Origin of the sequence: Sphingomonas sp. DC4900, assembly GCF_049896485.1 — a bacterium.
Lineage (GTDB): Bacteria > Pseudomonadota > Alphaproteobacteria > Sphingomonadales > Sphingomonadaceae > Sphingomonas > Sphingomonas aquatilis.
The window spans coordinates 182,168-209,149 of record NZ_JAFCUK010000003.1; the positions used below are offsets into that span (position 1 = coordinate 182,168).

19 protein-coding genes are annotated in these 26,982 nt (G+C 68.8%); 9 read left to right on the forward strand and 10 right to left on the reverse strand.

Annotated features, from left to right (window positions below; translation table 11 throughout):
- Window positions 1-156 precede the first annotated feature (156 nt).
- Window positions 157-762: a hypothetical protein gene (locus tag ACP690_RS05440; RefSeq protein WP_426260420.1), complete on the forward strand. Its 606-nt coding sequence runs from the start codon at window positions 157-159 to the stop codon at window positions 760-762.
- 8 nt (window positions 763-770) lie between these two features.
- Here the strand turns inward: ACP690_RS05440 and ACP690_RS05445 are convergent, their stop codons facing one another.
- Window positions 771-1,295: a hypothetical protein gene (locus tag ACP690_RS05445; protein WP_426260419.1), complete on the reverse strand. Its 525-nt coding sequence runs from the start codon at window positions 1,293-1,295 to the stop codon at window positions 771-773.
- 48 nt (window positions 1,296-1,343) lie between these two features.
- Window positions 1,344-2,438, reverse strand: coding sequence for a fatty acid desaturase family protein (locus ACP690_RS05450; RefSeq protein ID WP_426260418.1), 1,095 nt, complete (start codon window positions 2,436-2,438; stop codon window positions 1,344-1,346).
- Window positions 2,439-2,764: 326 nt separating this feature from the next.
- Between ACP690_RS05450 and ACP690_RS05455 the strand changes: the two genes are divergently transcribed.
- Window positions 2,765-3,919, forward strand: coding sequence for an N-acetyltransferase (locus ACP690_RS05455; protein WP_426260417.1), 1,155 nt, complete (start codon window positions 2,765-2,767; stop codon window positions 3,917-3,919).
- A gap of 9 nt (window positions 3,920-3,928) precedes the next feature.
- Here the strand turns inward: ACP690_RS05455 and ACP690_RS05460 are convergent, their stop codons facing one another.
- From ACP690_RS05460 to ACP690_RS05480, 5 genes are all read right to left on the reverse strand, one after another.
- Window positions 3,929-4,981 (reverse strand): diguanylate cyclase domain-containing protein, encoded by a 1,053-nt coding sequence (locus ACP690_RS05460; protein WP_426260416.1) that lies wholly within the window; start codon window positions 4,979-4,981, stop codon window positions 3,929-3,931.
- A 184-nt stretch (window positions 4,982-5,165) separates the two neighbouring features.
- A complete protein-coding gene (gene pncB / locus ACP690_RS05465; RefSeq protein ID WP_426260415.1) occupies window positions 5,166-6,470 on the reverse strand; it encodes a nicotinate phosphoribosyltransferase in 1,305 nt (434 codons plus the stop codon).
- Between the two features lie 60 nt (window positions 6,471-6,530).
- A complete protein-coding gene (locus ACP690_RS05470; RefSeq protein WP_426260414.1) occupies window positions 6,531-8,990 on the reverse strand; it encodes a PAS domain-containing protein in 2,460 nt (819 codons plus the stop codon).
- A gap of 105 nt (window positions 8,991-9,095) precedes the next feature.
- Window positions 9,096-10,463 (reverse strand): sensor histidine kinase, encoded by a 1,368-nt coding sequence (locus ACP690_RS05475; RefSeq protein ID WP_426260413.1) that lies wholly within the window; start codon window positions 10,461-10,463, stop codon window positions 9,096-9,098.
- Entirely contained in the window at window positions 10,460-11,134 is a 675-nt protein-coding gene (locus ACP690_RS05480; RefSeq protein WP_018251091.1) for a response regulator, read from the reverse strand. Before ACP690_RS05480 ends, ACP690_RS05475 begins: the two co-directional genes overlap by 4 nt.
- 86 nt (window positions 11,135-11,220) lie before the next feature.
- Here ACP690_RS05480 and ACP690_RS05485 point away from each other — a divergent pair, with 86 nt between their 5' ends.
- From ACP690_RS05485 to ACP690_RS05495, 3 genes are read left to right on the forward strand one after another with little or no spacing between them, the layout of a single operon-like run.
- Entirely contained in the window at window positions 11,221-12,483 is a 1,263-nt protein-coding gene (locus tag ACP690_RS05485; RefSeq protein ID WP_426256418.1) for an efflux RND transporter periplasmic adaptor subunit, read from the forward strand.
- Window positions 12,480-15,695 (forward strand): efflux RND transporter permease subunit, encoded by a 3,216-nt coding sequence (locus ACP690_RS05490; RefSeq protein ID WP_043060143.1) that lies wholly within the window; start codon window positions 12,480-12,482, stop codon window positions 15,693-15,695. The genes ACP690_RS05485 and ACP690_RS05490 overlap by 4 nt, the downstream gene beginning before the upstream one ends.
- On the forward strand, window positions 15,692-17,113 hold the full coding sequence (locus tag ACP690_RS05495) for an efflux transporter outer membrane subunit (protein WP_426260412.1): 1,422 nt from the start codon (window positions 15,692-15,694) through the stop codon (window positions 17,111-17,113). Before ACP690_RS05490 ends, ACP690_RS05495 begins: the two co-directional genes overlap by 4 nt.
- 158 nt (window positions 17,114-17,271) lie before the next feature.
- On the opposite strand, the gene ACP690_RS05500 is transcribed toward ACP690_RS05495, so the two are convergent.
- A complete protein-coding gene (locus tag ACP690_RS05500; RefSeq protein ID WP_017978270.1) occupies window positions 17,272-17,859 on the reverse strand; it encodes an FKBP-type peptidyl-prolyl cis-trans isomerase in 588 nt (195 codons plus the stop codon).
- A 109-nt stretch (window positions 17,860-17,968) separates the two neighbouring features.
- Window positions 17,969-18,175 carry a 30S ribosomal protein S21 gene (gene rpsU / locus ACP690_RS05505; protein ID WP_017978269.1) on the reverse strand — a complete coding sequence of 69 codons (207 nt, stop codon included), beginning with the start codon at window positions 18,173-18,175 and terminating at the stop codon, window positions 17,969-17,971.
- A 227-nt stretch (window positions 18,176-18,402) separates the two neighbouring features.
- On the opposite strand from rpsU, the gene ACP690_RS05510 reads away from it, so the two are divergent.
- The 4 genes from ACP690_RS05510 (at window position 18,403) to ACP690_RS05525 (ending at window position 24,395) form a co-directional block, all read left to right on the forward strand.
- Window positions 18,403-19,545: a fumarylacetoacetate hydrolase family protein gene (locus ACP690_RS05510; RefSeq protein ID WP_426260411.1), complete on the forward strand. Its 1,143-nt coding sequence runs from the start codon at window positions 18,403-18,405 to the stop codon at window positions 19,543-19,545.
- A complete protein-coding gene (locus tag ACP690_RS05515; protein WP_426260410.1) occupies window positions 19,542-20,324 on the forward strand; it encodes an SDR family NAD(P)-dependent oxidoreductase in 783 nt (260 codons plus the stop codon). The genes ACP690_RS05510 and ACP690_RS05515 overlap by 4 nt, the downstream gene beginning before the upstream one ends.
- A 270-nt stretch (window positions 20,325-20,594) precedes the next feature.
- Complete coding sequence (locus tag ACP690_RS05520) at window positions 20,595-22,961, forward strand: DUF3772 domain-containing protein (protein WP_426260409.1); 2,367 nt, start codon at window positions 20,595-20,597, stop codon at window positions 22,959-22,961.
- 42 nt (window positions 22,962-23,003) lie between these two features.
- On the forward strand, window positions 23,004-24,395 hold the full coding sequence (locus tag ACP690_RS05525) for an FAD/NAD(P)-binding protein (protein ID WP_426260408.1): 1,392 nt from the start codon (window positions 23,004-23,006) through the stop codon (window positions 24,393-24,395).
- A 20-nt stretch (window positions 24,396-24,415) separates the two neighbouring features.
- On the opposite strand, the gene ACP690_RS05530 is transcribed toward ACP690_RS05525, so the two are convergent.
- Window positions 24,416-26,887, reverse strand: coding sequence for a TonB-dependent receptor plug domain-containing protein (locus ACP690_RS05530; protein ID WP_426260407.1), 2,472 nt, complete (start codon window positions 26,885-26,887; stop codon window positions 24,416-24,418).
- Window positions 26,888-26,982: the final 95 nt, after the last annotated feature.

The following is a 26,982-nucleotide window of genomic DNA, read 5'->3' on the forward strand; positions in this document are numbered from 1 at the left end:
GATGAGCTGGCGGCCCAAGGACTTACAGCATGATATTCGGGTCTGTTCACGACCCGCGATCCAACAGCGCCCGGTCCTGACGCTTCGTTAACCATGGAGACCTATCCTCCTCCGGCGTCGTGCGCTGTGTCGCACGGCGGCAGGGGATATCGGGCGATGGCCAATCTGACCGGAACGGGTGCTGCGGCACTGATGCAGGCGCAACTGGCATCACGCTATGGCGTGACGGCCCGCACGTCGACCGCTGCCGTCACCGCGACCGGCACCGCGCCGGCGGCACAGCCGGCCAAGGCCGCGACGAGCGCGAGCAAGGGGGACGTGGCGACGATCTCCCCCGCCGCCAGGCGCGCGTCCGCCCAGATCGCCGACGCGAAGAAGGATTTCACCGCACTGTCCAAGGAGGTGCGCGCGACGCTGGACGCGCAGTATAAGAGCGCGGGCAAGACGGCGACGCCCAAGCTGGACGAGCTGTCGGGCCGGGCGCTGGCGGCGATCGCGCTCAACCAGACCGGCGGCTTTTCGCGGACCGAGGTGAGCGCCGCCAAGGCCGCGTTGCAATCGCGCGAGCGGGAGAGTGCGACGGGCGCGATCAAGGGCGGCAGCTTTGCGGCCTACAGCCAGACACTGGTGACGCAATACGATGCGATGAGCAGCGAGGAACGTCAGGCACGCGGGTGGAGCGAGCGCACGCGCGATGCGGCCGCGACGCTGGCGGCGCAGACGAACGGAGCGATGCCGAGCCTGTTCGACCAGATGGGGTGATCCGCCGGTCAGGGGATCGACAGCGCGCCATCCAGAATGGCGGGCATGCGCACCACCAGCGCATCGGCTAGCTTCGTGCCGAGCACGTGCGGATCGTCGGCAGGCGTGCCACCGACCTGCGTCGTCACCGCGGTGCCGGTCCATAGGGTGCGATCGCTGCGCACGTCGACGAGGGTCAGCGTCATCCGCGTCACGACCAGGGGCCGCAGATCCTGCTTGCGGGTCGGCAGGCTGATCCGGACGCCACTGCCCCAATTGCCGACGCTGACGTCGGGGCCCGCCACGGGAGCGGGTGCCGTGACGAGGCCGCGGACGTCGCGATCGATCGTGACGCGGGCTTGGTAGCGGCTCGGCCCGGCCGGCGGGAGGACGAGGAAGTCGGCGGCGGAGAGCGACGATCCGACCGTTTCGGCAAAGGCCGCCGCCTGATCGTCGTCAGCGCGTATCGCGACCGTGACGGTGCCCTTCGGAAGCGGGTTCGGCGTTGCGGTGACCGCTTCGGCAAGCAGGGCCATGACCAACACGATGCTCATGCGGCCATTCCCCCTCGATATGCCCCAATCGGCCGACCCTACGCCGGTTTAGCGGGCGACGAAAGTGCTCCGCACGATCTTGTTCACCAGGCCCGGCAGGCCAGCGTAGCTCGCCTTGTGATAGGGCGAGTCCTGCTCCAGCGCGGCGGTGATGCGGCGGTGCGCCTCGCCAAGCGAATGATAGGGCAGGCTAGGCAGCAGGTGGTGCAGCGCGTGGTAGCGCAGGCCGACGGGCGCCCATAAAGCCGGCAACAGCGCGGGCGGGGGCACGTTGACCGAGTCGAGATATTGCGCGGTGACGCTCATCGGCTCGCCGTCATTTTCCCACAGGTGCGCCACCAGCGTACGCACCTGATTGACCACCGCGACGCCCGATCCAATTCCCAGCGCGATCAGCACGCCACGCAGAGAGAAGACGCCGGTCGCGGTCAGCACGACGATCGCGATCGCCCAGAGGCTTGCGGCGGTTTCGACGCGGTTCCACAGCACCTTCGCCTCGCCCTCCGGCGCGCGGCGGCGGAAGGCCGGGTTGATCGCCAGCGCCGAATAGCGTTCGACGATCGTCGTGCGCAGCTTGGGCGACAGCAGCGAGATCGGCGACAGGATCGCATAGCGGATCAGCAGACCGATCGGCGCGAGCGCGGAAATGACGACGAACGCGGGCAGCGTCCACGGCTTCATCAGCGCGAGCGGCAGATATTCGGGATCCTCCGACGTGCCGTAGCGCGTCTTGGCATGGTGCAGGTTATGCACGCCTTCGTACATGAAGCTGGGGGTGAGCATCGGCACGCCGACCAGCGCGTTCCAGCCGCCACGGAAGCGCGGCAGCGCGCTGTGCTTCATGTGGCTGACTTCGTGGATGAAGCTGAGCGCGCGGTACAGCGCCAGCGCCGACACCACTGCCGCCAGCACGACCCAGCCGGTGCCCTGCACCGTCACCGCAACCGCCAACGCGCCATAGCCGATCACCGCCGAGGCGATCAGATCGGCCCAGTAGATGCTGGGGCGCGGCGCGATGAGGTCGCGCGTCAGTTCGGCAGCGGCGCGCAGCATCGCCTTGTCGTCGGCGATCCGCGGGCGCGGGGTCCGCGCGGCGGCCGCCGCCGGAGCGGGGCTGCGCGAGAGGGTCAGCGAGCTTTCCATGGCGTGGTCCATTGCGCTTAGATAGTGGCGACAGCGTGGCATTTACAGGCGTGCGACGGCGCATCCTCTCGATCACAGATGACGGAATCGTCACTCGACCCCGTTGTCCGACGTGCTAGAGCCGACCGATGTTCGGCGCCGCAGCTTAGTCCTCCCCCGCCAAGGGGGAGGTGGCGCCGCCGAAGGCGGTGACGGAGGGGGCGGACAGGAATGTCCTCGATTACGAGGCGCTTCCCTAACCTCCCCCTCCGTCATGCCTCACGGCATGCCACCTCCCCCTGGCGGGGGAGGACTGAATGGAGTGCATGGTCCGACATGGGAGGGATATGTTGAGCGACCTGACGATTACGCCCGTCACCAGCAAGAGCGACCGCAAGGCGTTCGTCGACCTGCCGTTCCGGCTGTACAAGGATGATCCCAATTGGGTGCCGCCGCTGAAGGGCGAGGCGCTGGGCCTGATCACGCCCGAAAAGAACGGCTGGTACAGCCACGCCAAGGCGCAGCTGTTCCTGGCGCGCGAGGGCGGCCGCGTGGTCGGGCGCATCTCTGCGCATATCGATACGCTGGCGCTGACCATGCCGGCGGTGCAGGGCTTCGGCCCCGGTGTCGGCCAATGGGGCCTGATGGATGCCGAGCGCGAGGATATCTTCGTCGCGCTGCTCGCCAAGGCCGAGGGCTGGCTGCGCGCGCAGGGCATCACGCGCGCGCTGGGGCCGATCTCGCAGTCGATCTGGGAAGAGCCGGGCCTGCTGGTGCAGGGTTTCGACCATGCGCCGACGATCATGATGGGCCATGCCAAACCGGAGTATCAGGGGTGGATCGAGCGTGCGGGCTATACGGCGGCCAAGCAGCTCTTCACCTACGAGCTGGATATCACCCAGGAATTCCCGCCGATCGTCAAACGGATCATCAAATCGGGCGAGAACAATCCGCGCATCGTCGTGCGCGAGGTCGACAAGCGTAAGTTTGAGGAAGAGGCGGCGATCATCCTCGCCATCCTGAACGATGCGTGGAGCGACAATTGGGGGTTCGTCCCCCTCACCCCGCCCGAAATCAAGGACGTGGGCGTCAAGCTGAAGCCGATCGTGTTCAACGACCTGATCCGTATCGCCGAGTTGGACGGCAAGCCGGTGGCGTTCATGATCACGCTTCCCGACCTCAATGAAGCAATCAAACCGCTGAACGGGTCGCTGCTGCCGTTCGGCTGGGCGAAGCTGTTGCTGTGGCTGCGCCATCCCAAGGTGCGCACGATGCGCGTGCCGTTGATGGGCGTGGTGAAGGAGCTGCAATCGTCGCGGATGGCGAGCCAGCTCGCCTTCATGATGATCGAATATATCCGCCGCGCGTCGGTGGAGCGCTATGGCGCGAGCCGCGGCGAGATCGGCTGGATCCTGGAGGACAATCAGGGGATGCGCTCGATCGCCGAGACGATCCAGAGCCGGGTCAACAAGACCTACACCGTCTACGAAAAGACGCTGTAGGCGATAGCGTCAGGCCGCGTTGCGCGGCGCGGCCTGACGGGCGGCCTGTCGGTGGCGGCGGCGCTTGGCGGCATAGAGGGCGGCATCCGCATCGGCAAGCAGCCGCGCGGCGCCATCGACCACGAGCGAGCCGCTCGCGCAGCCGAGGCTGACGCCGACGCTGACCAAGGCGCCGTGTTCGCGCAGATGGATCGGGCGGGTGATGGCTTCGCGTACGGCGGCGGCCATGACCTCCGCCATCTGGGCGCCGGCATCGGGCAGGACGATCACGAATTCGTCGCCGCCGAGCCGCGCCACCACCTGTTCCCCGGCCACCGCACGCAGCCGGGCGCCGATCTCCACCAGCAGCCGATCGCCCGCGGCATGGCCGTAGCGATCGTTGATGCCCTTGAACCCGTCGAGGTCGAGGAACAGCAGCGACACGGATCGGGTGCTGGTGCCGGCCAGGCGTTCGAGCTCGATATCGAGGCCGGCGCGGTTGACCAGCTGCGTTAGCACGTCGGTGCGCGCGAGCTGCTGCGCCTGGCGCTTGGCGGCGAGGACCGCCAGCAGCGTGCGATTGTTCTGGACGGTCAGCACGATCGACCCGATCGCGAGCACCGCGAACAGCAGGAGCACGAACGCGCCGATCCCGGCGAGTGCGCAGGCCATCGGCGCGCCCACGACCACGTGCATCGCGATGCTGAGCCGCGGCAGCGCCGCCCAGCGGATCGCGAGGCCGGTGAACAACGCCATGACCGCCATCGTCGCGGCCAGCTGCAATTCCTGGATGCCGGTCGCGAAGCTGAACGCACAGCCGACGCCGAAGGTCGCGAACATCAGGCTGGCGAGCAGGAGGATGATGCGGGCGATGCGATAGGGCACGCGGCTGTTCGTCCGCCACGCGATCCACGCCGGCACGATGCGCGCAGCGAGCAGGACAAGGTCCGTGACGAGCCAGGCGACGGCCCAGCCGGTCCGTGCGAACCAGCAGGCCGACGCGCTCATCAGCAGAAAGCCGAGGCTTGCGGTCAAGACGCCGACGGGGCGCAGCATCATCGTGTCGATCAGATCGGCGCGCAACGCTATATCATCACGTGGGACACCCAGCGCGCGATCGAACGCCCGCTCCGCCCTTCGCAGGAATGTCCCGATGACCGACACAACCAACTCCGTTCCGGCGAGACTCATATCCGGCGCGTCTTAACATTTTGTGCAAAACGGACCAATCACGCGTGGCCGCGATCGCGACGAGGCAGAGGCGGCGTCACACCGTGACGCTGCGCGCCGGCCGGCCCTCGTCGCCGAAGATGCGACGATAGCGGGCGATTTCAGCAGGATCGCCGGTCGCCTTGGCGGGATTGTCCGAGAGTTTCACCGCCGGGCGGCCGTTGGCGGCGATGACCTTCGCGACCAGCGAAATGGGTTCGAGCGCATGGCCGCCCTCAGGATCGCAGCCCCGGAAGTCGTTGGTGAGGTTCGTGCCCCAACCGAAGCTGGTCCGCACCCGGCCGCGGAAATGGCGCGCGGTCGCCTCGATGCTGTCGACGTCCATCCCGTCCGAAAAGATCAGCAGCCGCTGGCGCGGGTCGACGCCATGCGCCTGCCACCAGGCCATGATCTGTTCGCCACCCTCGATCGGCGGCATCGAATCGGGGCGGAAGCCGGTCCAGTCGGCCAGCCAGTCGGGGGCGTGCCGCAGGAAGGCCGCGGTGCCGAAGGCGTCGGGCAGCGCGATCAGCAGATTGCCGTCGTAATGCGCGCGCCACTCCTCCAGCACGCGATAGGGCGCAGCGGCGACCCCGGCATCGTCGCCCGCCAGAGCCGCCAGCACCATCGGCAGTTCGTGCGCGTTGGTGCCGATCGCCTCCAGGTCGTTGTCCATCGCGAGCAGGACGTTGGAGGTGCCGATGAAGCGGCTGCCCAGCCCTTCCTTCACCGCCTCGACGCACCAGCGCTGCCACAGGAAGCCGTGGCGCCGGCGCGTCCCGAAGTCCGACAGGGCGAGATCGGGGATGGCGCGCAACCGCTCCACCTTGTCCCACAATTTCGCCTTGGCGCGGGCGTAGAGGATGTCGAGCTCGAACCGCCCCCTGCCCTTCAGCGCGGCGCGCGAGCGCAGTTCGTTGACGATGGCGAGCGCCGGGATTTCCCACATCGTCGTGTGTGTCCAAGGCCCGTCGAAATGGAGTTCGAACTGGCCGTCGATGGTGCGCAGTTCGTAGTCGGGCAGGCGGAAGTCGGCGAGCCAGGCGAGGAAATCGGGTGCGAACATGCGCTGCTTGCCGTAGAAGCTGTTGCCGGCGAGCCAGATCAGCTCACGCTTCGAGAAGCGCAGCGACCGGGCGTGGTCGAGCTGTTCGCGCAGCTCGCGTTCGTCGATCACCGCGCCGAGGCGCACCGAGGTGGTGCGGTTGATCAGCGCGAAGGTCGCCTGCACGTCAGCGTGCCGCTGCCAGATGAGCTGCAACATCAGCAATTTGTAGAAATCGGTGTCGAGCAGGCTGCGCACCACCGGGTCCAGCCGCCAGCCGTGATTGTAGACGCGCGTGGCGATATCGGTGACGGGCATGAGAAATCCTGAGGCGCGAAGAATGTTTAGCGATCGGGTGTAGCCGATCGCCGGGCGAGGTCACACACGCGACGGCGCGGCCGCCGCGTCCTGCTCCAGCGCGCGCATCGGGGCGGCGAACACCTTGGGACCCGCCAGCGCCGCGGCGAGATCGGCCTCGCGGAACGGCTTGGGGAGATGGGCGAGATCGGGCGAGAGCGTCTCGACATCGGCATAGCCCGAGACGATCAGCACACCCAGATCGGGCCTGTCGGCGCGCAGGCGGCGCGCCAGTTCGGTGCCGGTCATGCCGGGCATCAGATGATCCGACACGAGCAGGTCGGGCGACAGGCCGCCGCGCATCAGGCGCAGCGCCGCGTCTGCACTGTCCGCCTCGACCACGCGATAGCCGATATCGTACAGCATCTGCGCCGCCGCGGCCCGTACCGCGCCCTCGTCGTCGACCAGCAACACGCAGCCCGCACCATGCACCGGCGCCGCGCCGGCCGCGTCAGGAGCGGGCGCGACGGAGACGAGGCTGGCCGGCAGCCACAATTCGGCGACCGTCCCCGCACCCGGCGTGCTGGCGAGCCGGAACGTGCCGCCGAGCTGGCTGGCGAGACCATGGACCATCGACAGGCCCAGCCCGGTGCCGCGGCCGACGCCCTTGGTGGAAAAGAACGGCTCGATCGCGCGGGCGAGCGTGGCGGCGTCCATGCCGTGGCCCGTGTCAGAGACGCTGAGACAGACATAGTCACCGGGCGCGAGCGGGTCTTCCGCCTCTGTCAGGCGCGTGTGACCCAAAGCGACACGCATCACGCCGCCGGTGGGCATGGCGTCGCGAGCATTCACCGCGAGGTTGAGGAGCGCCATTTCGATCTGGTTGCGATCGGCGATCGCCGGCAGCAGCCGTTCGGGCGCGTCGATGACCAGCTGTATCTGCGGGCCGACCGTCGTCGTGAGCAGCGACGCCATGTCGCGCGTCAGGGCGACCAGATCGACCGCATCGGGCTGCAACGGCTGGCGCCGCGCGAAGGCGAGCAGGCGCTGCACCAGGGTGCTGGCGCGCTCGGCAGACTGGATCGCGCTGTCCAGCAGGCGGGCGCCACGGTCGCCATCGGGGAGCTTGCGGCGGAGGAAATCGAGACCGCCGAGGATCGGGGTCAGGAGATTGTTGAAATCGTGCGCGACGCCGCCGGTCAGCTGGCCGATCGCCTCCATCTTCTGGCTCTGCCGCAGCGCTTCTTCGGTGCGTTGCAGCGCCTCGTCCTTCCGCCGCGCCTCGGTCACGTCGCGGCCCGAACCATAGATCAGGCCGCCCTCGGTCGAGGTCAGCCAGGAGATCCAGCGCAGCGATCCGTCATGGGCGAGATAGCGGTTTTCGACGACCGGTACGTCGGCGCCCGACGCCGCCGCCGCGAGGGCCGCCTGGGTCATGGCGATATCGTCGGGGTGGACGAAATCCGTTACGGGACGCCCCGCGACATCGTGCTGCGAATGGCCGAACAATGCCGTCCAGGCGGGGTTGACCGAGCGGAACCTGCCATCGGGTTCGACCACGACGAGAAGGTCGCGCGAGAGATTCCAGACGCGGTCGCGCTCGGCGGTGCGTTCCTCGACCCGCCGTTCGAGCCGTTCGTTGGCGGACTGGACCGCGGCGAGCAGGCGCGCATTCTCGATCGCCACCGCCGCCTGCGCGGCAAGGCCGAGGATAAGGTCCTCGTGACGCTGCGAGAAGCGATCGGCATGGGGGTGGCCGAACAGTAGGCCGCCCAGCACCTGTCCATGTCGCGACACCACCGGTACGGCGAGGTAGCTCGTCACCTCGGGATGGCCCGGCGGCATGCCGGCAAAGGGCGCGTTGGCGCCGTAGCGGGGATCGCGGGTGATGTTGCCCGACCGGATCACCTCGTTGCGGAAGATCGGGCCCAGCACGTTGGTGCCACGCGGGCGGCCCAGCCGGATGAAGTCGCTGCGTTCGCCGCCCGACAGCGTGAACAGGTGCAGCCGTTCGCCGCTGTCGTCCATGACGTTATGGAAGAACGCGCCGACCGACGCGCCGGTCAGCTCGACCCCGGCATCGGTGACCATCTGTACGAGCCGTTCGAGATCGTGTTCGGCCGCGAGCGCTGTGTTGATCCGGTTGAGCGTGGCGATGGCGCGTTCGGCGCGACGTTCCTCCGTCACCTCCTGCACCGACACGCCGATGCCGGTGAGCTGGCCGGCGTCGTCGCGGATCGGCAGCCAGTTCTGCCGCCACATACTGGCGCCATCAGGGCCGGTCATCTCCAGCCCCTTGACCGTTTCGCCCGCCAGCACTCGGGCGGCCAGCGCTACAGCGGGGTCGGCGCGGTCGGGCGTGATCTCACTCACGGTGCGCCCGATGTGATCGGCGACCGATACGCCGCTGAGCCGCGCGAAGCGATCGTCCACCCAGACGTAGCGCAGATCGGGATCGAGGATGGCGAGCCCGACCGACGATGCCGCATACATCGCCGCCAGCTGTTCGGCCGGATGCGCCTTAGACCCCGAATGCCTCACTCGACCCTCAATCCTCGAAGGCGCCTGGCCTTCCGAACCGCACGCACAACGCCGTTGCGTCGCGGAAGTTCTGAGGGTCTGCTTTAACGCTTTGAAGGGCAAGCGCTATCCGTCATGCGGCCAGCGGGGCCGTTCGCCGGCGCGGCCGATGTCTGCCCGTTCCAACGTCAATATTGCGCAAAGGCCATGGCCGTTCGCCCCGGTCGATAGATGGAGCGCCCCGTCGTGCGCCGCCGCGACCCGCGCGACGATCGAGAGGCCCAGGCCGCTGCCGCCGCTGCGCGTCGCGCTGCCGCGCCAGAAGCGCCGCGTCATCTGCGCCAGCGTGGCGGGGTCGATCGGCGGTCCGTCGTCGGTGACGCTCACCTGCGCGCCCGGCCCGACCGCGACGGTGATGCCGGTGCCCGGCGGGGTGTGGCGCAGGACGTTCTCGATGAGGTTTTCGACCGCAAGCTGAATGGCGTGGGCGTAGCCGCGGACCGGCGTCGGCCCGCGATCCTCCAACGCGATACGATAGCCTGCGTCGATGACCATCGGTGCGCGGTCGGCGACGACCTGTTCGGCGAGGGCGAGCAGGTCGACCGGCGTGCCAGCGTCCTCCGGCGGGCGTTCGAGGTCGGCGAGCGCGAGCAATTGGGCGATGACGTGCGCGGCGCGGTCCACCTCGGCAAGCAGCGCGATGCGCACCGCGGGATCGGTGACGCCGTCGGCGCGCAGGCGGATGACCGACAGCGGCGTGCGCAGTTCATGCGCGACGTCGGCGGCGAAGGCGGCTTGGGTCACGAACGACTGTTCGAGGCGGTCGAGCGCGGCATTGGTGGCGATCGCCAGCGGCTCGACCTCGGCGGGCAACGTGCCCTGCGGCAGGCGGCGGTCCAGCGTGCGCGGGCCGATGTCAGCGGCGATCGTCGAGACCGCGCTCATCCGCCGGGTCAGCCGCCGGGCCATCCACGCGCCGACCAGCGGCACGATGAGCGTCACCGGCAACAGCAGCCACACGAAGCGCGACAGGAAGGTGCGGACGATATCGTCGGTCACCACCTCCGGCGCGGCGGCATCCTGCGACACCACGACCCAGCGCCCCCCGACCGGCCGGCTGACCGCGGCGAGCGCGCCACGGCGGACATGCCGGGTGCGCGAATCGAGCGCGATCCCCGTCACCAGTTCGGGCCGCGCGGGCCCGCGTTCGGCGAGCACGTGGCGCGAGCGATCGACGACGGCGAGCGTCAATCCGCCCGCCAGCAGATCCACCGCGCGCACCGCGCGATGCGGCCGGTCACCGGGCAGCAGCATCGCCACCGCATCCGCCTGCCGTTCCAGCATCACGCGCTGATATTGGCCCGCGATCTGGTGGAGCAGCATCGCCGTGCCGAAGGGCAGCAGGATCGCCGCGGCGAGTGCCGTCGCGCCGTAGAGCAGCGCCACCTGCCCGAACAGCGAGCGCGGCAGGCGCAGCCGCCAGCCCTTGCTCATGTCGCCGGGCGAAGCAGGTAGCCGACGCCGCGCACCGTCTCGATCCGCACGCCGCTGCCCGCATCGTCCAGTCGCTTGCGCAGGCGGTGGACATAGACCTCGACCGCGTTCGAGCCGAGATCGCCGCCGACGCCGAACAGATGGTCCTCGACCAGGCGCTTGGGCACCACCTTGCCGAGGCGGCGGAGCAGCAGGTCGAGCAACTCCGTCTCGCGCGCCGACAGCGTCAACCGCTGCTCGCCCACCCAGGCGACGCGCGTGTCGACGTCGAAGCGTAACGCCCCGCACGCCAGCGCATTGCCGAGGTAGCCGCCCTGCCGGCGCAACACCGCGAGGATGCGCGCGTGCAGCTCGTCCGGGTCGAACGGCTTGACCAGGATATCGTCGGCGCCGTCGTTGAGGCCGCGGATGCGCACGTCGACGCCGCCGCGCGCGGTGAGGACCAGCACGGGACAGGTGTTGCCGCGCGCGCGCATGCGGCGCAGCACCGCGAGGCCGTCATCGTCAGGCAGGCCCAGATCGAGCAGCACCGCGGCATGGCCGGCGGTCGCAAGATAGGCCTCCGCCTCCTCGGCATCGGTGGCGAGATCGACCGTCAGCCCGCGCTGCACCATCGCCGCCGTCAGGGCGTCGGCCAGCCCGCGATCGTCCTCCACCAACAAAATCCGCATCGGACCCTTTCGCGCCGCAGCATTTGTCAGCATTCTGTAAGCGAGCCGGCCTACCGGCTCCAGCCTCATTGCCTGCGAGACGCATCATGCACGCCACCGATACCCCGGAGACGCTTCCCCCCGCCACGACCCTGGGTCGGTCGGCGCAATGGCGGTGGCTGGGGATCGCCGCGGCAGTGCTGATCGGCATCGGCCTGCTCGTTTCGCTGATCGGCAAACTGACGCACCATGAGGAGGCGCCGCCGCCCGCGTCGCCGCCGGGCACCTTCCGCCCCAGCGCCGAACAGATGGCCGCGCTGACGACGATGCGCGTCGGCGATTCGCTGTCGGACGCGGCGACGCTGGCGAGCGGTGCGATTACCGTGGACGGCGATCGCAGCACGCCGGTCGTCATGCCCTATTCGGGCCAGGTCGTGCGCGTGCTGGTCGATGCGGGCCAGCGCGTCAGCCGGGGCCAGGCGCTGATGCTGGTGCGGACCACCGATTTCGTCGATGCGCGCAGCGGCCTGTTCGCGGCACGCGCGGCGTATCAGAATGCGCAGGCACAACTCGCGACGGCGCAGCGGACCGCGGAACGGCAGAAGCAAATCTACGAAACCGCGGGCGGCGCGCTGAAGGATTACCAGCAGGCGCAGGCCGACCTCGCCGCCGCACAGGCGACCGCGCGCACCAACGCCGCAGCCCTGGGTGCGGCGCGCGACAAGCTCGCGGTGCTGGGCAAGTCGCCGGGCGAGATCAATCGGCTGGAGGGCGTCGGCGAGGTCACCGGCATCCATGACGTCACCACGCTGCATGCGCCGATCAGCGGCCTGGTCGCCTCGCGCGATGTGGCGCCCGGTCAATATGTCACGCAGGGCGGCGACAAGCCGGTGATGACGATCACCGACCCCTCGCGCGTCTGGCTGGTCGCGCAGGTGCCCGAAACGCAGGCCGCGTCGATCCATGTCGGCGATGCCGCGACCGTCACCACCCCCGCCCTGCCCGGCCGCCAGTTCACCGCGCGCATCGATCTGGTCGGCGCCGCGCTCGATCCCGTGACGCACCGCCTGCCGGTGCGCGCCGCGATCGCCAATCCCGACGGCGCGCTGAAACCCCAGATGTTCGCGAGCTTCGCGATCCACCGCGCCACCTCGACCAAGGCCATCGTCGTGCCCGCGGTCGCGGTGATCCACGAAGGCGACAATGCGCGCGTCTGGGTCGTGCGGCCTGACGGCCTGCTCGTCTCGCGCAATGTCACCACGGGCGATGCGCAGGACGGCAAGGTCACGATCACGTCCGGCCTGCAACCGGGCGAGCGCATCGTCACGGCGGGCGCGCTGTTCGTCAACGAAGCGGGCCTTGGCGAATGAACCGGATCGTCGCCTTCGCGCTGCGCCAGCGGCTGCTCATCGTCGGCGTCTTCGTCACGATGCTGCTCGCCGGCGTCATCGGCTTCATCAACCTGAATATCGAGGCCTATCCCGATCCCGTCCCGCCGATGGTCGAGGTCATCACGCAGACGCAAGGCCTGTCCGCGGAGGAGATGGAGCGCAACGTCACCATCCCGATCGAGGTGCAGATGGCGGGCATTCCGCACCTGACCGCGATCCGCGCGATCAGCCTGTTCGGCCTGTCCGACATCAAGATTCAGTTCAGCTACGATTACACCAACGAACAGGCCAAGCAGCAGGTCATCAATCGCCTGTCGCAGCTGCCGCCGCTGACCGGCGGGGCGCAGCCGACGCTGTCGCCGACGAGCCCCGTGGGCGAAATCTTCCGCTACAAGCTCACCGCGCCCAAGGGCTATTCGGTGATGGACCTGAAGACGTTGCAGGACTGGGTGCTGCAACGCCGCTTCAAGCGAATCCCGGGCGTGATCGACGTCACCGGCTGGGGCGGCAAGCTGCGCGCGTATGACGTGGTGATCGACAACGACCGGCTCGCCGCGCACAACGTCACCGTCAGCCAGGTGTTGCAGGCGATCGCTAAGAGCGACGGCAACGTCGGCGGCCAGACGATCAACTTCGGCAGCCAGGCCGCGATCGTCCGCGGCGTCGGCCTGATCCAGTCGGTCAGCGGCATCGAGAACGTGCTGGTCGGCAGTGCCAACGGCCAGCCGATCCTGCTGAAGGACGTGGCGCACGTCACGATCGGCAACAGCCCGCGGCTCGGCATCGCCGGCTACAACGACCAGGACGATATCGTGCAGGGCATCGTGCTGATGCAGCGCGGCGCCCAATCGATGCCGACGATCAAAGCGGTGCAGAAGGAGGTGGCGGATATCAACGCCTCCGGAATCCTGCCGCCGGGCGTGCAGTTGCAGCGCATCTACGACCGGTCGGACCTGATCAATCTGACCATCCACACCGTGCTCGAAAACATGGTGGTCGGCATCCTGCTGATCTTCGCGCTGCAATGGCTGTTCCTGGGCAATCTGCGCAGTGCGATCATCGTCGCCGCTACCATCCCCTTCGCGCTCGCCTTCGCGATCCTGATCCTGGTGTTGCAGGGGGAAAGCGCGAACCTGTTGTCGGTCGGTGCGCTCGACTTCGGCCTGGTGGTCGATGCCAGCGTCATCATGGTCGAGAACATCTTCCGCCACATGGTGGAGCGATCGGCGCATGTGGAGAGCGGCAAGGGGCATTTCACGCTGGCCAACCGCTTCTCGGCGGTGCTGGGCGCGTCGAGCGAGGTCAGCCGCGGCATCTTCTTCGCCGCCGCGATCATCATCGCGAGCTTCCTGCCGCTGTTCACGCTGACCGGCGTCGAAGGCCATATCTTTGGCCCGATGGCCAAGACCTATGCCTATGCCATCACCGGCGGCCTGATCGCGACCTTTACCGTCGCGCCGGTGCTGGCGACGCTGCTGCTGCCGGACAAATTGTCCGAGGTGGAGACGTGGATCGTCGGCAAGCTGCGCCGCGTCTACGAACCCGCCGCCGCCTTCGCGCTGGGCAACCGGGTGATCGCGCTGGGCGGTGCGGTGCTGATGCTGCTGGTCGCCGTCGTCGGTGTGCGCTCGCTCGGCATCGAGTTCCTACCGCACCTCGAAGAGGGCAATATGTACATCCGCGCGACGCTCCCTGCGTCGATCAGCCTCGAAGGCGGCCAGCCGGTCGTCAACGAGGTGCGGCGGATCATCATGAAATATCCGGAGGTCCAGTCGGTCCTGTCGGCGCAGGGTCGCCCCGACGACGGCACCGATTCGACCGGGTTCTTCAACGCCGAATTCTTCGTGCCCCTGAAGCCGTTCGACAGCTGGCCCAGCGGGGTGACCAAGGAAACGCTGACCGAGGAATTGTCGAAGAAGCTGCAACAGCGCTTCCCCGGCGTCGATTTCTCCTTCTCGCAATATATCGAGGACAACGTCGAAGAAGCGGCATCGGGCGTGAAGGGCGCCAATTCGATCAAGCTGTTCGGCCCCGACCTGCCGACGCTGGAAAAGTACGCCGACCAGATCAAGGACCAGATGAGCAAGGTCCGCGGCATCGAGGATCTGGGCGTGTTCCAGTCGCTGGGCCAGCCGACCGTGCGCGTCGACGTCGATCGCGCCAAGGCCGCGCGCTATGGCCTGACGCCCGACGACGTGAACCAGACGGTCGCCGCGGCGATCGGCGGCAGCTCGACCGCCGACCTGTACGAGGCCGGCACCGACCGCCACTTCCCGATCATCGTCCGGCTGAAATCGGAACAACGCGATTCGATCGAGGCGATCCGCCGCATCACGATCGGCGCGCCGGCCACCGACGGGAGCAATACCACGATCCAGGTGCCGCTGTCCGAAGTCGCCAACGTCCACCTGACCAGCGGCGCCTCGTTCATCTATCGCGAGCATCAGGAACGCTACATCCCGATCAAATTCTCGGTGCGCGGCCGCGACCTGGGCGGCGCGGTGGACGAAGCGCGCGCACGCATCCAGCGGACCGTGCATCTGCCGTCGGGCTATCACCTGGAATGGGCGGGCGAGCTGGACAATCTCAACAACGCCATCGCGCGTCTCGAGATCGTCGTGCCGATCAGCCTGCTGCTGATGCTGCTGCTGCTCTACGCCAATTTCGGGTCGATCCGTGACAGCCTGCTCGCCTTTGCGGCGATCCCGCTCGCCGTCGTCGGGGGCGTGCTGGCGCTGGCCTTGACCGGCACGGCGTTCAGCATTTCCTCCGCAATCGGCTTCGTCGCCCTGTTCGGCATCGCGGTGATGGACGGCATCCTCGTCGTGACGACGTACAACAATGCGGTCGACGAAGGGCATGACCGCAAGACGGCGCTCGCCACCACCGTGCGCCACAGCCTGCGCCCGGTCGTGATGACCTGTCTGGTCGCAGCGATCGGCCTGCTGCCCGCGGCACTGTCGCACGGCATCGGCAGCCAGGTGCAAAAGCCGCTGGCGCTTGTCGTCGTGGGTGGCATGACGCTGGCGCCGGTGCTGATCCTGCTGATCCTGCCGGTGCTGATCGACCGCTTCTCGAAGCGCGTGCCGCCCGAGGATCGCGGTGCGCATGGTCGCGACGTCGGCCACCATCCGCACCCCGATCCCGATGCGCCCAATCCCGATGCCCCCGGTGAGGAGGCCCTCGCATGACCCGTTCCCTCGTCATCCTGCTCACCTGCTCGACCGCGGCGTGCGCGAGCACCGTCCACGACCTCGACGCGCATGCGCCGCTGCCCGCCGCCGCGACGCCCGCCACGATCGCCCCCGCGACCGGGCCGGCGCAGGGCTTCACCACCGCGCCGGGCGCGGCCGACTGGTGGACGGCGTTCGGCAGCCCGCAGCTCAACGCGCTCGTCGCTGAGGCGCTGGCGCGCAACAATGACATCGCGGTCGCCGACGCCGCGCTGCGACAGGCGCGCGAGCTGGCGGGCGCGGCGGGCGGACAGGCCCTGCCGCAGATCGACGGCAGCTATCAGGCGGAGCGCACGCGCGTCTCCAACGCGCTGTCGCCCGCGGTCGCGGACCAGAACCAGCAGCTGTATACGCTGCACACCGCGCAGGTCGCGGTCAGCTATCCGGTCGATCTGTTCGGCGGGGTGCGATCCAAGATCCGCTCGGCGCGGGCGCAGGCGGAGGTGCAGCGCCACCGGCTCGACGCGGCGCGCGCCAGCGTCGTCGCCAATCTAGTGCAGGCGATCGTCCAGCGCGCGGTGCTCGCCGATCAGGTCGAGGCGGCGCAGATCGCCATCACGGTCAATCGCGACATCCTGAAGAGCCAGGTGCAGCGCCAGCGCCTGGGCGCGATCGGCGCCGCCGACGTGGCGACGCAGCAGACCGCGCTCGCGACTGCGGAGGGCGCGTTGCCGCCGCTCGTCCGGCAGGAGGCACACCAGCGCGTCGTCATCGCCGCGCTGCTCGGCCGGCCGGCGGGTGATCCCCTGCCCGCGCTGCCGACGCTGGCGGCGCTGCAATTGCCGACCAGCCTGCCCGCCGTCCTCCCCTCCGACCTCGTCGCGCGGCGGCCGGACGTGCGCGCCGCCGCGGCACAGCTGGAGGGCGCGGGCGCCGACGTGCGCACCGCGATCGCGGCGCGGCTGCCATCGATCACGCTCAGCGGCACCGCCGGCGGATCGGCGCAGCGCTTCGGCGACATGTTCAAGGACGGCAATCCGTTCTGGACGCTGATCGGCGGCCTCACCCAGCCGATCTTCCACGCCGGCGCGCTGCGCCATCAGCAGCGCGCGGCCGAGGCGGCGCTGGACGGCGCCAAGGCGCAGTACCGCACGGCGGTGCTGACCGCGTTCGGCGACGTGTCCGATGCGCTGACCGGCCTGGCGACCGATGGCGTGGCGCTGGATGCCGCGACGCGGGCGAGCGATGCGTCGAACCGCGCCCTCACCTTCACCCGCCGGCAGCTGGCGCTGGGCGGAGTCGATTCGCTGGTGCTGCTCAACGCCACCGCCGCCGATGCCCAGGCGCGTGCGCAGCTGGTGCAGGCCAAGGGCGCCCGGCTGAGCGACACGGTGGCGTTGTTCCTGGCGAGCGGCGGGCCTGTCGCCAGCCGGTGATCGGTCACTGCGAGCGGGAGCGACGCATCAGGACGCTCTGGATTGCTTCGCTGCGCTCGCAATGACGATCCGGGATCCGTCGAGCGGTATCGAAGCCAACGAAAAAGGCCGGCGCTGGGGATACCAGCGCCGGCCTTTTCATGTGTCGAAAGCCCGGATCAGCGGCGGGGCTGCGCGCCCGGGGGAACCGCACCCGGGGGCATCGCGCCGGGCATACCGGGCATGCCGCCCTGCTGGGCCTGCATCTGCATCTGGCGGACCACCGCTTCCGGCAGGAAGTCGATCAGGTCGATGTCGAAGACGAGCGTCGAATTACCGGGGATCGGGCCCTTGGTCTCGGCGCCATAGCCAAGCGACGGCTTGATCCACACTCGGTACTTCGAGCCCTTGGGCATCAGCTTCAGCGCTTCGGAGAAGCCCGGGACGACGCCGGCGACGGGCATCGGGGTCGGCTGCTGCGACTTGTCGAAGACGGTGCCGTTGAGCAGCTTGCCTTCGTAGTTGATCAGCGCGACGTCCGCGTCGGTCGGCTTGGGCGCACCCGGCGCGCCGGGCTGCAGCACCTTGTACTGAAGGCCGGACGGAGTGGTGACGACGCCGCGGGCGCGGGCGTTGCGGGTCAGGAAGTCGTCGCCCTGGCGCGCTAGCGCGAACGCCGCGATGCAGGCGAGCGCGATGCCGACCCAGAGGTAGACGAGGTAGCTGCGCTTGACGGGCTGCAGCGGAACGGCGGTGACGGTGGACATCAGAGCACCTGGAGCTGTGGTGCCGGGCCGGCCGTCACCGGTTCAAAAGTCGCAAAAGTCACACCGGCGCACGTGTTCTGCACACGCACGCCGGTGATTTTACAATGACTTACCGTGCGCCGTCGCGCTCAGCGCGCTTGCGCTCGAGCTTGCGGGCGCGACGGACCGCAGCGGCACGCTCGCGCGCGCGCTTTTCCGACGGCTTCTCGTAGTGACGGCGCAGCTTCATCTCGCGATACACACCCTCACGCTGCAGCTTCTTCTTGAGCGCGCGAAGAGCCTGGTCGACATTGTTGTCGCGGACGACGATCTGCATAAAACCCAATCACTCCGGTCAATAGCTAATGCGGCCGCAGACAAGGGGTCCGCGCCGTGCGAACGGTGCCCCTAGCAGCGACATGCCCCATTGGCAACCCGTGACGACACGCGATGCCCGATCCGGCGCGGCCGGCATGGCGGCAAGCGTTGACAGGGTGGATAAGAAGAACGAGTGGTAACGCTAACCGCTAAATTGACAGACAAATAACAGGAGAGTGCCGGCCCATGACCGCCTGTGTGTTCGACCCTGCCGACGCGCTGGGCGCGGAATGGCGCGAAGGCCGCTGGATCGGCCGCATCGATCGCGGCAAAGGCCCCTGCCCCGTGCTGGTGGTGGACGGCATCATCCATGACATGAGCCGCGTCGCGCCGACGGTCGCCGATCTGGTCTCCGCCGCCGCCTTCGATCCGGCGGCGGGCGAGGTGATCGGTGCGCTGGATGCGATCGGCCTGTCTGTCGATGGCCCGGTCCGCCTGCTCTCCCCCATCGATCTGCAATGCGTGAAGGCGGCGGGCGTGACCTTCGCCGTATCGGCGATGGAGCGCGTGATCGAAGAGCGCGCCCGAGGCGATTCGAGCGCGGCGGCCGAGGTGCGCGGCCGACTCGAGGGGCGGATCGGCGGCAGCATGCGCGCGGTGGTGCCGGGATCACCCGAAGCCGCGGCGCTGAAGCAGGCGCTGATCGACGAGGGCCTGTGGTCGCAATATCTGGAGGTCGCGATCGGCCCGGATGCGGAAATCTTCACCAAATCGCCCGTGCTGTCGACGGTGGGCTGGGGCGCGGATGTCGGCGTGCGGTCCGATTCGACGTGGAACAACCCGGAGCCCGAGGTCGTGCTGCTGGTCGATGCCCAGGGCAAGGCGGTGGGCGCGACCTTGGGCAATGACGTCAACCTGCGCGATTTCGAAGGGCGATCCGCGCTGCTGCTGGGCAAGACGAAGGACAATAACGCGTCCTGCTCACTGGGCGCGTTCGTGCGGCTGTTCGACGATCAGTTCACGATGGACGACGTCCGCACGGCCGAGATCACGCTGCGGATCGAGGGCACCGACGGCTATACGCTGGATGGCAGCAGCGCGATGAGCCAGATCAGCCGCGATCCCGAAGACCTGAAGCGACAGGCGCTGAGCGAGCATCACTATCCCGACGGCTTCGTGCTGTTCTTGGGGACGCTGTTCGCCCCGACGCAGGATCGCGACGTCGCCGGTCAGGGCTTCACCCACAAGGTCGGCGATACGGTAGCGATCGCGACGCCGCGGCTGGGGCGGCTGGTCAATCGCGTCGTCCATTCGAAGGATGCGCCGGCATGGGAGTTCGGGATTGGTGCGCTGATCCGCAATCTGGCGGCACGGGGGCTGTTGCAATGACCGACACGACGATGACCGACACTCGGGCCATCTACCCCTCGCTGCGCGACCGGCGCGTGATCGTGACCGGCGGCGGATCGGGGATCGGTGCGGGGCTGGTCGAGGCATTCGTACGGCAGGGTGCGAAGGTCGCCTTCGTCGACGTCGCCGAGGCCGAATCGCAGGCGCTGGTCGAGCGGTTGAGCGCAGGCGCGACGCATGTGCCGCTGTTCCGCCGGCTCGACCTGACCGACCTCGACGCGGTCGCCCGCGTGTTCGCCGACATGCAGGAAGCGCTGGGCGGGGTCGACGTGCTGGTCAATAACGCCGGCAACGACGATCGCCACACGGTCGCCGACGTCACGCCCGCCTATTGGGACGAGCGGATGAACGTCAATCTGCGTCACCAGTTCTTCGCCGCCAAGGCGGTGGTGCCGGCGATGCAGGCGGCGGGCGGCGGCGTGATCGTCAACTTCGGGTCGATCAGCTGGCATCTGGGTCTCGAAGACCTGATCGTCTACCAGACCGCCAAGGCCGCGATCGAGGGTCTGACGCGCAGCCTGGCGCGCGATCTGGGCCGCAGCAACATTCGCGTGAATGCGGTGGTGCCGGGCAATGTGAAGACGCCGCGCCAGGAGAAATGGTACACGCCGGAGGGCGAGGCGGAGATCGTCGCGGGCCAGTGCCTGGACGGGCGCATCCTGCCCGAGGACGTCGCGGCGCTGGTGCTGTTCCTGGCGTCGGATGATGCGAAGATGTGTACGGGGCATAATTACTGGGTGGATGCCGGCTGGCGGTAAGCGGTTTGGGGTGACGGCCTGTTCGTTTCCGTTCGTCACCCCGGACTTGGTCCGTGCTCCACGCCGCGGCTAGGGGACGGCAAGAGGCCAGCCGACCCCCTGCGGCCCGGTGGACCCCGGACCAAGTCCGGGGTGACGGTGTGGATGGTGCTACCGTTGCCCCTCCCAGCGTGACTTTCGCCCCCCTCTTCGACTAGGCAGCGGGCTTCGCAACGCATGGGAGCTGGCGGCTTGGGCAGGGTGATGAGGGCGGTGGCGCGGGTTTGGGCGATGCTGCTGCTTGCCCTGGCGATGCCGGCGCTGGCGCAACCCTCCCCCGTCGACACCGCGAGCCGTGAACTTGCCGGGGCGGAGACCGACCTTGCCGCGGTCGATTCGGCGCTCGATGGCAAGGTCGATCGGGCCGGCCGGGCCGACCTGCGCACGCGGGCGCTCGCCGCGCAAAGCGACGCGCGCGATGCGGCGGATCAGCTGCGCGGGCAGCTGGCGCTGGTCGATGCCCGGATCGCCGGGCTGGGGCCACCGGCCGCCGGCGTCACCGAGGCGCCCGACATTCGCGCCGAACGCAAGGCGCTGGCGCAGGCGCGCGATGCGCTCGATTCGAAGGTGAAGCGCGGACAGCTGATCGCGGTGGAGGCCGGGCAGTTGGTCGCCGAGATCGATGAGGCGCAGGCGGCGGAGATCGGCCAGCGTATCTCCGTCCGGTCGCCTTCCCCCGTCTCGCCCGCATTCTGGGAGGAACTGCTCTCCGCAATGCCGCGCGATGCGCGCCGGGTCGCGACGCTGATGCGGCGCGAATGGTCGCAGGGCGATGTCGCGCTGCGCGCGGGCAAGCCGTGGACCGCGCTGCTCGGCGCGGTGCTGGCGCTGCTGCTGCTGTTCCCCGTGCGGCAGCGGCTGCGCGGGATCGGCCAGCGCTATCTGGTCAGCGACGCGCCGGGCCACCGCGTGCGACGATCGGCCAATGCGATGTGGCGGGTGCTGATCGGCACCGCGATGCCCACCGCCGCCGCGTTCGTGCTGGTGCAGGGGTTGCGCTGGGCGGCGCTAATAGCCCCCGCCTGGAGCCAGCTGGCCGACGCGCTGATCGGCGCTGCGGGCTTTTCGGGCTTCACCGCCGCGGCGGGCGCCGCCTTCCTGATGGCGCGTCAGCCATCGTGGCGGGTGGTGCCGCTGACCGATGCGGTCGCGACCGCGCTGCGCCCGACGGTGTGGGTGTTTGCCGCGCTGACCTTCGTCGTCATCCTGCTGGATGCGTTCAACACCGCGATCGGCGCCAGCCCGCCCGTACTGTTGGCGTCGCAGGTGGCGGAGGCGATCGCCAATCTGCTGCTGATCGGCGGTACGCTGCTGGTGATCGGGCGGCTGCGTGCGCGCGCTGCGGCGAATGGCGCGGATGCGCAGGAGGCGGCGACCAGCGTCGGCGTCGGCGCGGCGACGGTGGCGCTGTGGCTGGTCGTCACGGGCGCGGGGCTGGCGCTGCTGGCGGGCTATATCGGGCTGGCGGCGACGGTGTTGCAGTTCGTGCTGTGGGCGACGCTGCTGGGCATCTGCACCTATCTGCTGATGATCGTCATCGACGATGTCGCGACCAGCCTGTTCCAGCGCGACAGCCGCGTCGGCACGACATTGCGCCACGGCGTCGGCGTGGGCGGCAGCGCGGTGGACCAGTTTGGCGTACTGCTATCCGCGGCGCTGCGGCTGGCGATCCTCGCCATCGCGCTGGGGCTGGTTCTGTATCCGTTCGGCGCGGGCTTCGGATCGGTCCTCGACCGGCTGAGCGGGCTGGCGCGTGGCGTGCAGATCGGCGGGATCGCGATCTCGCCAGGCAGCATCCTGCGGTTCATCGCCGTGCTGGCGATCGGCCTGTTCCTGGTGCGGCAGTTCATGGGCTGGCTCGACCAGCGCTATCTGCCGACCACCGACCTCGACGGCAGCGTGCGCAATTCGATCCGGCTGGTCGCGCGCTACGTGGGCATCGCGCTGGCGGTCATTTGGTCGCTCGCCTCGCTCGGCATCGGGATGGAGCGGATCGCCCTGCTGTTGTCGGCGCTGTCGGTCGGCATCGGTTTCGGCTTGCAGGCGATCACGTCCAACTTCGTATCCGGTCTGATCCTGCTCGCCGAGCGGCCGATCAAGATCGGCGACCTGATCCGCGTCGGCACCGACGAGGGCGACGTGAAGCGGATCAACGTCCGTTCGACCGAGATCGAGCTGGCCGATCATTCGACGCTGATCGTCCCCAATTCGGAGCTGATCACGAAATCGGTACTCAACAAGACGCTGAGCGCGCCGCTGGGGCGTATCCAGGTGCAGTTCACCGTGCCGATCGAGGCGGATGCCGATCGTGTGCGCGAACTGGTGCTGGAGACGTTCGCGGCGGAACCGGCGATCCTCGACACACCCGAGGCTAAGGCGTTCATCGACGGGATCGCCGACGGGCGCGTGCGCTTCAACTGCTTCGCCCATGTCGAAAGCCCGCGGGCGGCATATAGCGCCCGCAGCAACGTGCTGATCGTCCTGCTGCGGCGGATGCGCGAGGCGGGGATCGAGCTCGGCACGGTGCCGCAGAAGCTGGAGCTGGTGTCCGCACTCCCCGCCCCCGAACCGGCCGCGGCCGAGCCCAGCGCGCCCTGACCGGCTTGCCCGGCACTGGCGAAGGGGATAGCGCTCCGCCCCATGACCAGCCTGCCGGACTGCCCGCCCGCCCCGCCGCGCCAGCATGACCATGTCGTCATCGTCGGCGGCGGCTTTTCGGGGACGCTGTTCGCGATCAACCTGCTGCGCCACGAAGGGCCACGCGCGACGCTGATCGAGCGGCGGCCTCACCAGATGGCGCGCGGTGTCGCCTATAGCGCGGCGCATGCCGAGCATCTGCTGAACGTGCGCGCCGGCAACATGAGCGCGTTGCCCGACGATCCCGGCCATTTCGTGCGCTGGTTGGAGGCGGAGGGACTGGGCGATGCCAAGACCTTCGTCTCGCGGCGCATCTATGGGCGCTATCTGCGCGGGCTGCTCGACGCGGCGATGGCGGCGCATCCGGGGCGGATCGCGCTGGTCGAGGGCGAGGTGTGCGCGATCGACCGCAGCGGCGCGGGCGTGACGCTGTCGCTGCGGAGCGGCGAGGCGATTGCCGCGGATGCGGCAGTGCTGGCGCTGGGCAACCTGCCGCCGCATACGCCGGGCGGACTCGATCCGGCCGCGCTGCCGGCGGGCTGCTATCTGTCCGATCCCTGGGCGGGTGACATTGCCGCGGAGCTGACCGACGCCGATCGCGTGGTGCTGATCGGCAGCGGGCTGACCGCGATCGATGCGGCGCTGACGCTGGAGGCGGCGGGGTTCCGCGGCGAGATCCTGGCACTGTCGCGGCGCGGGCTGTCGCCGCGGGCGCATGCCGACCTGCCGGGGCAGCCGGGGTTGCGCGAGAAGCCGGCGGGGACGCTGTCGGCGCTCGTGCGGCATGTGCGGACCCGGGCCGAAGCGATCGGCTGGCGCGCGGCGGTCGACGAGCTGCGCCCGGTCACGCAGCTGATGTGGGGCGCGGCTGATGCGGGGACGCGGGCGCGGTTCCTGCGGCATGTGCGCCCCTATTGGGATGTGCATCGGCATCGGCTGGCGCCCTCGATCGCGGCCAAGATCGATGCGCTGGTCGCGGAGGGGCGGTTACGCTTCGTCGCGGGGCGGATCGTCGGGGCCGAGGCGGAGGGCGATGGCGCCTCGCTGACCTGGCGACCGCGGGGCAGCGCGGAGATCGAGGTTACGTCGGCGCGGCGGATCGTCAATTGCACCGGGCCGCAGGGGGATCTGTTGCGATCCGAGGAGCCGCTGCTGCGGCAGCTGATCGCCGCGGGGCTGGCCCGGCCGGACGAGTTGCGCATCGGGCTGGACGTCGACCACCAGTCGCAGGTGATCCATGCCGACGGGACGGTCGACGACCGGCTATTCTGCATCGGGCCGATGACCCGCGGCGACCTGTGGGAGGTCGTGGCGGTGCCCGATATCCGCCAGCAGAACTGGACGCTCGCGCGGCGCTTCGCACATGCGCAATGGGTGGGCGGCGAGGGACTGTAACGTCCCCCGCCCCTCCCGATTTACCAGTTGATGCCGACGCGGGCGTACAGGTAGCGGCCGTTGAACCCGAACGGCGAATAATAAGGGAAGCCCAGCACGCCGGTGGAGTTGTTCGCGGCGATCTGGCGATCGGGATAGACGTCGAACAGGTTGCTGACGCCGAGGCCGATCTGCGCGCCCTTGGGGGCCGAATAGCGCAGTTCGAAATCGGTGATCGCATGCTGGCCAGTGTGGACGTCGGCGGTGCCGCTCGCCAGCGTACCCGGCTGATTGACGTCTCCGTAATAGGTGACGCGGGCGAGCGCGCCGAGCTTGTCGAGCGACCAGTCGATCGTGCCGGTGATCTTCTCGCCCGGCGTGCCCTGTTCCAGCGTCAGGATACGGCTGCGCGCGAACAGCGTCGGTGCCGGGTTGAGCGTCGCGGTCGAGGTGGGGACGCGGGTCACGTCGATCTTGTTGATGTTGCCCGCCAGCGTGAAGTCGAACGCGCCGGCGCTCTCCGTGCGCCAGCGGTAATGGGCGACGGCGTCGATGCCCTTCGTCGTCGAGGCAAGGCCGTTGATGAAGAAGCGTGCCGCCGAAAATCGCTGGTCTGTACTGTTAAGCAGATTTGCAACCTGCGTGCTAAACGTGCCAGGAATATTCTCCGACAGGCCGATCTGGTTGCGGATGCGGATCGAATAGGCGTCGACCGTCAGGTCGAAGCCGCCGGCGCGGATCACCGTGCCGAGCGAGATGTTGGTCGACTTTTCCGCCTGCAACGGCCGCCCGCCGAGCGCGACGCCGACCGGATCGGTCGACGGCACGGTGCCGGTCAGGATCGGCACGCCGTTGGTGACGACGGAGGCGACCTGGGTGAAATATTGCTGCTGCAACGACGGCGCACGGAAGCCGGTGGAGATCGTGCCGCGCAGCGCGAACCAGGGCGCGACGTCGTAGCGTGCCGAGAATTTGCCGTTGGCGGTGCTGCCGAAGTCCGAATAATCCTCCGCACGACCGGCGAGACCGATCAGCAGCGCGTCGGTCAGTTGCGCTTCGAGGTCGAGGTAGACGCTGCCGCTGCGGCGGTTGCGCTTGGTGGCGTTGCGGGGGGCGAAGCCGCCGAAGCCTTGCGCGCCCGGTGCCGACCCGGCGACCGCATCGGTCGCACCGGCAGGGTAGTCGTAGGAGGCGCGCTCGCCCGGCGTGATCTTATAGCCTTCGCGGCGCCCCTCGATGCCGAAGGCGACGTTCAGCGACTGGAAGACGTCGAACTTGCGGGTGACGTCGAGGCCGGCGACGTACTGGTCGTAGGCGACCGCGCCGTCGTAGAAGTTGCGCGGGGTGCTCGACCCATAGGCGTAGTTCGCCGAATTGAGCGTGCGGAAGTCGACGGTGTTGCGGCCGTAGCTCAGCGACAGGTCGACGTCGAAGTCCGACACGGTGCCCCGCAGGCCGACCGCCGAATTGATATCCTTCGACTTGGTATTGATGATCGGCAGGAAGCCGTTCGGATAGCCGGCAAGCGTCAGCTGGGCGATCGTCGCGGCGCTGGCATTGTCGGCGCGGATGCGCGGGAAGGCCGCGCCGCGGGTGTCGCGGTCCTGGTAGCCGCCGAACGCATATAGCTTCAGATTATCGGTCAGCGAGGTGCCGGCGTTGACGAAGCCGGTGAACTGTTCGACCTCCGGGTCGCCATAGCGGCCGGTGACGCGGGTCGGCGTCACGCGCGGATCGAAGTCGGCGCGGTTGGTCGGCTGGCGCTTGAGGTATTCGCCCGAGACGGTGACGAAGCCGTCGCTGCCGAAGCCGATACCCTGCCAGGCCGAGGCGGTGACGGTGTGTTCGCCGGTGACGTGGCGGCTGCCGCGCGCCGTATCGACCTGCGTGTCGTAGAAGCCGTAATTGACCTGCGCGCCGCCGCCCGAACGGGCTTCGCGAAGGCGCAGGTTGACGACGCCGGCGATCGCATCCGAGCCGTACTGCGCCGAGGCGCCGTCGCGCAGCACCTCGATCCGGTCGAGCGCCACCGTCGGGATGGTGTTGAGATCGACCGCCGCCGAGCCGCGGCCGACGGTGCCGTTGGTGTTGAGGTTGGCGGAGGTGTGACCGCGGATGCCGTTGATCAGCACCAGCGTCTGGTCGGGCGACAGGCCGCGCAGCGTCGCCGGGCGGATCGCATCGGTCGCGTCGTTGGCGGAAGGCCGCGGGAAGTTGATCGACGGGGCGACGGTGGCGAGCGCGGTCGCGAGTTCGGTGGTGCCCTGCCGCTGCAGGCTGGCGCCGCTCAGCACGTCGACGGGGGCGACGCTGTCGAGGCGGCTGCGGCCGGTGGCGCGGGTGCCGGTGACGATGATGTCCTGGCCTTCATCTGGATTATTGGCATCAGCCGTCGAGGCGGCATCGGCGACGGGGGCCGATTGGGCGGCTTCGGTCTGCGGCGCGGCTTGCGGCGCGGCCTGGGCAAGCGCTGCGGCGCTGGCGGCGGCGAGGAGTTCGCTGATGATGGTCACGGTTCAGCCCCTTTTGGAATCGTTGCGCTGGGTAGCGGATGGGGCGGGATAGCCCATCGATCCGGTGGATGAACCGCAAGAAAAACTTTGCTGCG

What these genes read in the sequence shown, in the direction of transcription:
- ACP690_RS05440 (WP_426260420.1), top strand. Translation starts at nt 157, where the DNA reads ATGGCCAATCTGACCGGAACGGGTGCTGCGGCACTGATGCAGGCGCAA.
- ACP690_RS05445 (WP_426260419.1), bottom strand. Translation starts at nt 1,295, where the DNA reads ATGAGCATCGTGTTGGTCATGGCCCTGCTTGCCGAAGCGGTCACCGCA.
- ACP690_RS05520 (WP_426260409.1), top strand. Translation starts at nt 20,595, where the DNA reads ATGCTGCTGCTTGCCCTGGCGATGCCGGCGCTGGCGCAACCCTCCCCC.
- ACP690_RS05490 (WP_043060143.1), top strand. Translation starts at nt 12,480, where the DNA reads ATGAACCGGATCGTCGCCTTCGCGCTGCGCCAGCGGCTGCTCATCGTC.
- ACP690_RS05450 (WP_426260418.1), bottom strand. Translation starts at nt 2,438, where the DNA reads ATGGAAAGCTCGCTGACCCTCTCGCGCAGCCCCGCTCCGGCGGCGGCC.
- ACP690_RS05475 (WP_426260413.1), bottom strand. Translation starts at nt 10,463, where the DNA reads ATGAGCAAGGGCTGGCGGCTGCGCCTGCCGCGCTCGCTGTTCGGGCAG.
- pncB (WP_426260415.1), bottom strand. Translation starts at nt 6,470, where the DNA reads ATGCCCGTCACCGATATCGCCACGCGCGTCTACAATCACGGCTGGCGG.
- ACP690_RS05485 (WP_426256418.1), top strand. Translation starts at nt 11,221, where the DNA reads ATGCACGCCACCGATACCCCGGAGACGCTTCCCCCCGCCACGACCCTG.
- ACP690_RS05525 (WP_426260408.1), top strand. Translation starts at nt 23,004, where the DNA reads ATGACCAGCCTGCCGGACTGCCCGCCCGCCCCGCCGCGCCAGCATGAC.
- ACP690_RS05480 (WP_018251091.1), bottom strand. Translation starts at nt 11,134, where the DNA reads ATGCGGATTTTGTTGGTGGAGGACGATCGCGGGCTGGCCGACGCCCTG.
- ACP690_RS05495 (WP_426260412.1), top strand. Translation starts at nt 15,692, where the DNA reads ATGACCCGTTCCCTCGTCATCCTGCTCACCTGCTCGACCGCGGCGTGC.
- ACP690_RS05510 (WP_426260411.1), top strand. Translation starts at nt 18,403, where the DNA reads ATGACCGCCTGTGTGTTCGACCCTGCCGACGCGCTGGGCGCGGAATGG.
- rpsU (WP_017978269.1), bottom strand. Translation starts at nt 18,175, where the DNA reads ATGCAGATCGTCGTCCGCGACAACAATGTCGACCAGGCTCTTCGCGCG.
- ACP690_RS05455 (WP_426260417.1), top strand. Translation starts at nt 2,765, where the DNA reads ATGTTGAGCGACCTGACGATTACGCCCGTCACCAGCAAGAGCGACCGC.
- ACP690_RS05500 (WP_017978270.1), bottom strand. Translation starts at nt 17,859, where the DNA reads ATGTCCACCGTCACCGCCGTTCCGCTGCAGCCCGTCAAGCGCAGCTAC.
- ACP690_RS05515 (WP_426260410.1), top strand. Translation starts at nt 19,542, where the DNA reads ATGACCGACACGACGATGACCGACACTCGGGCCATCTACCCCTCGCTG.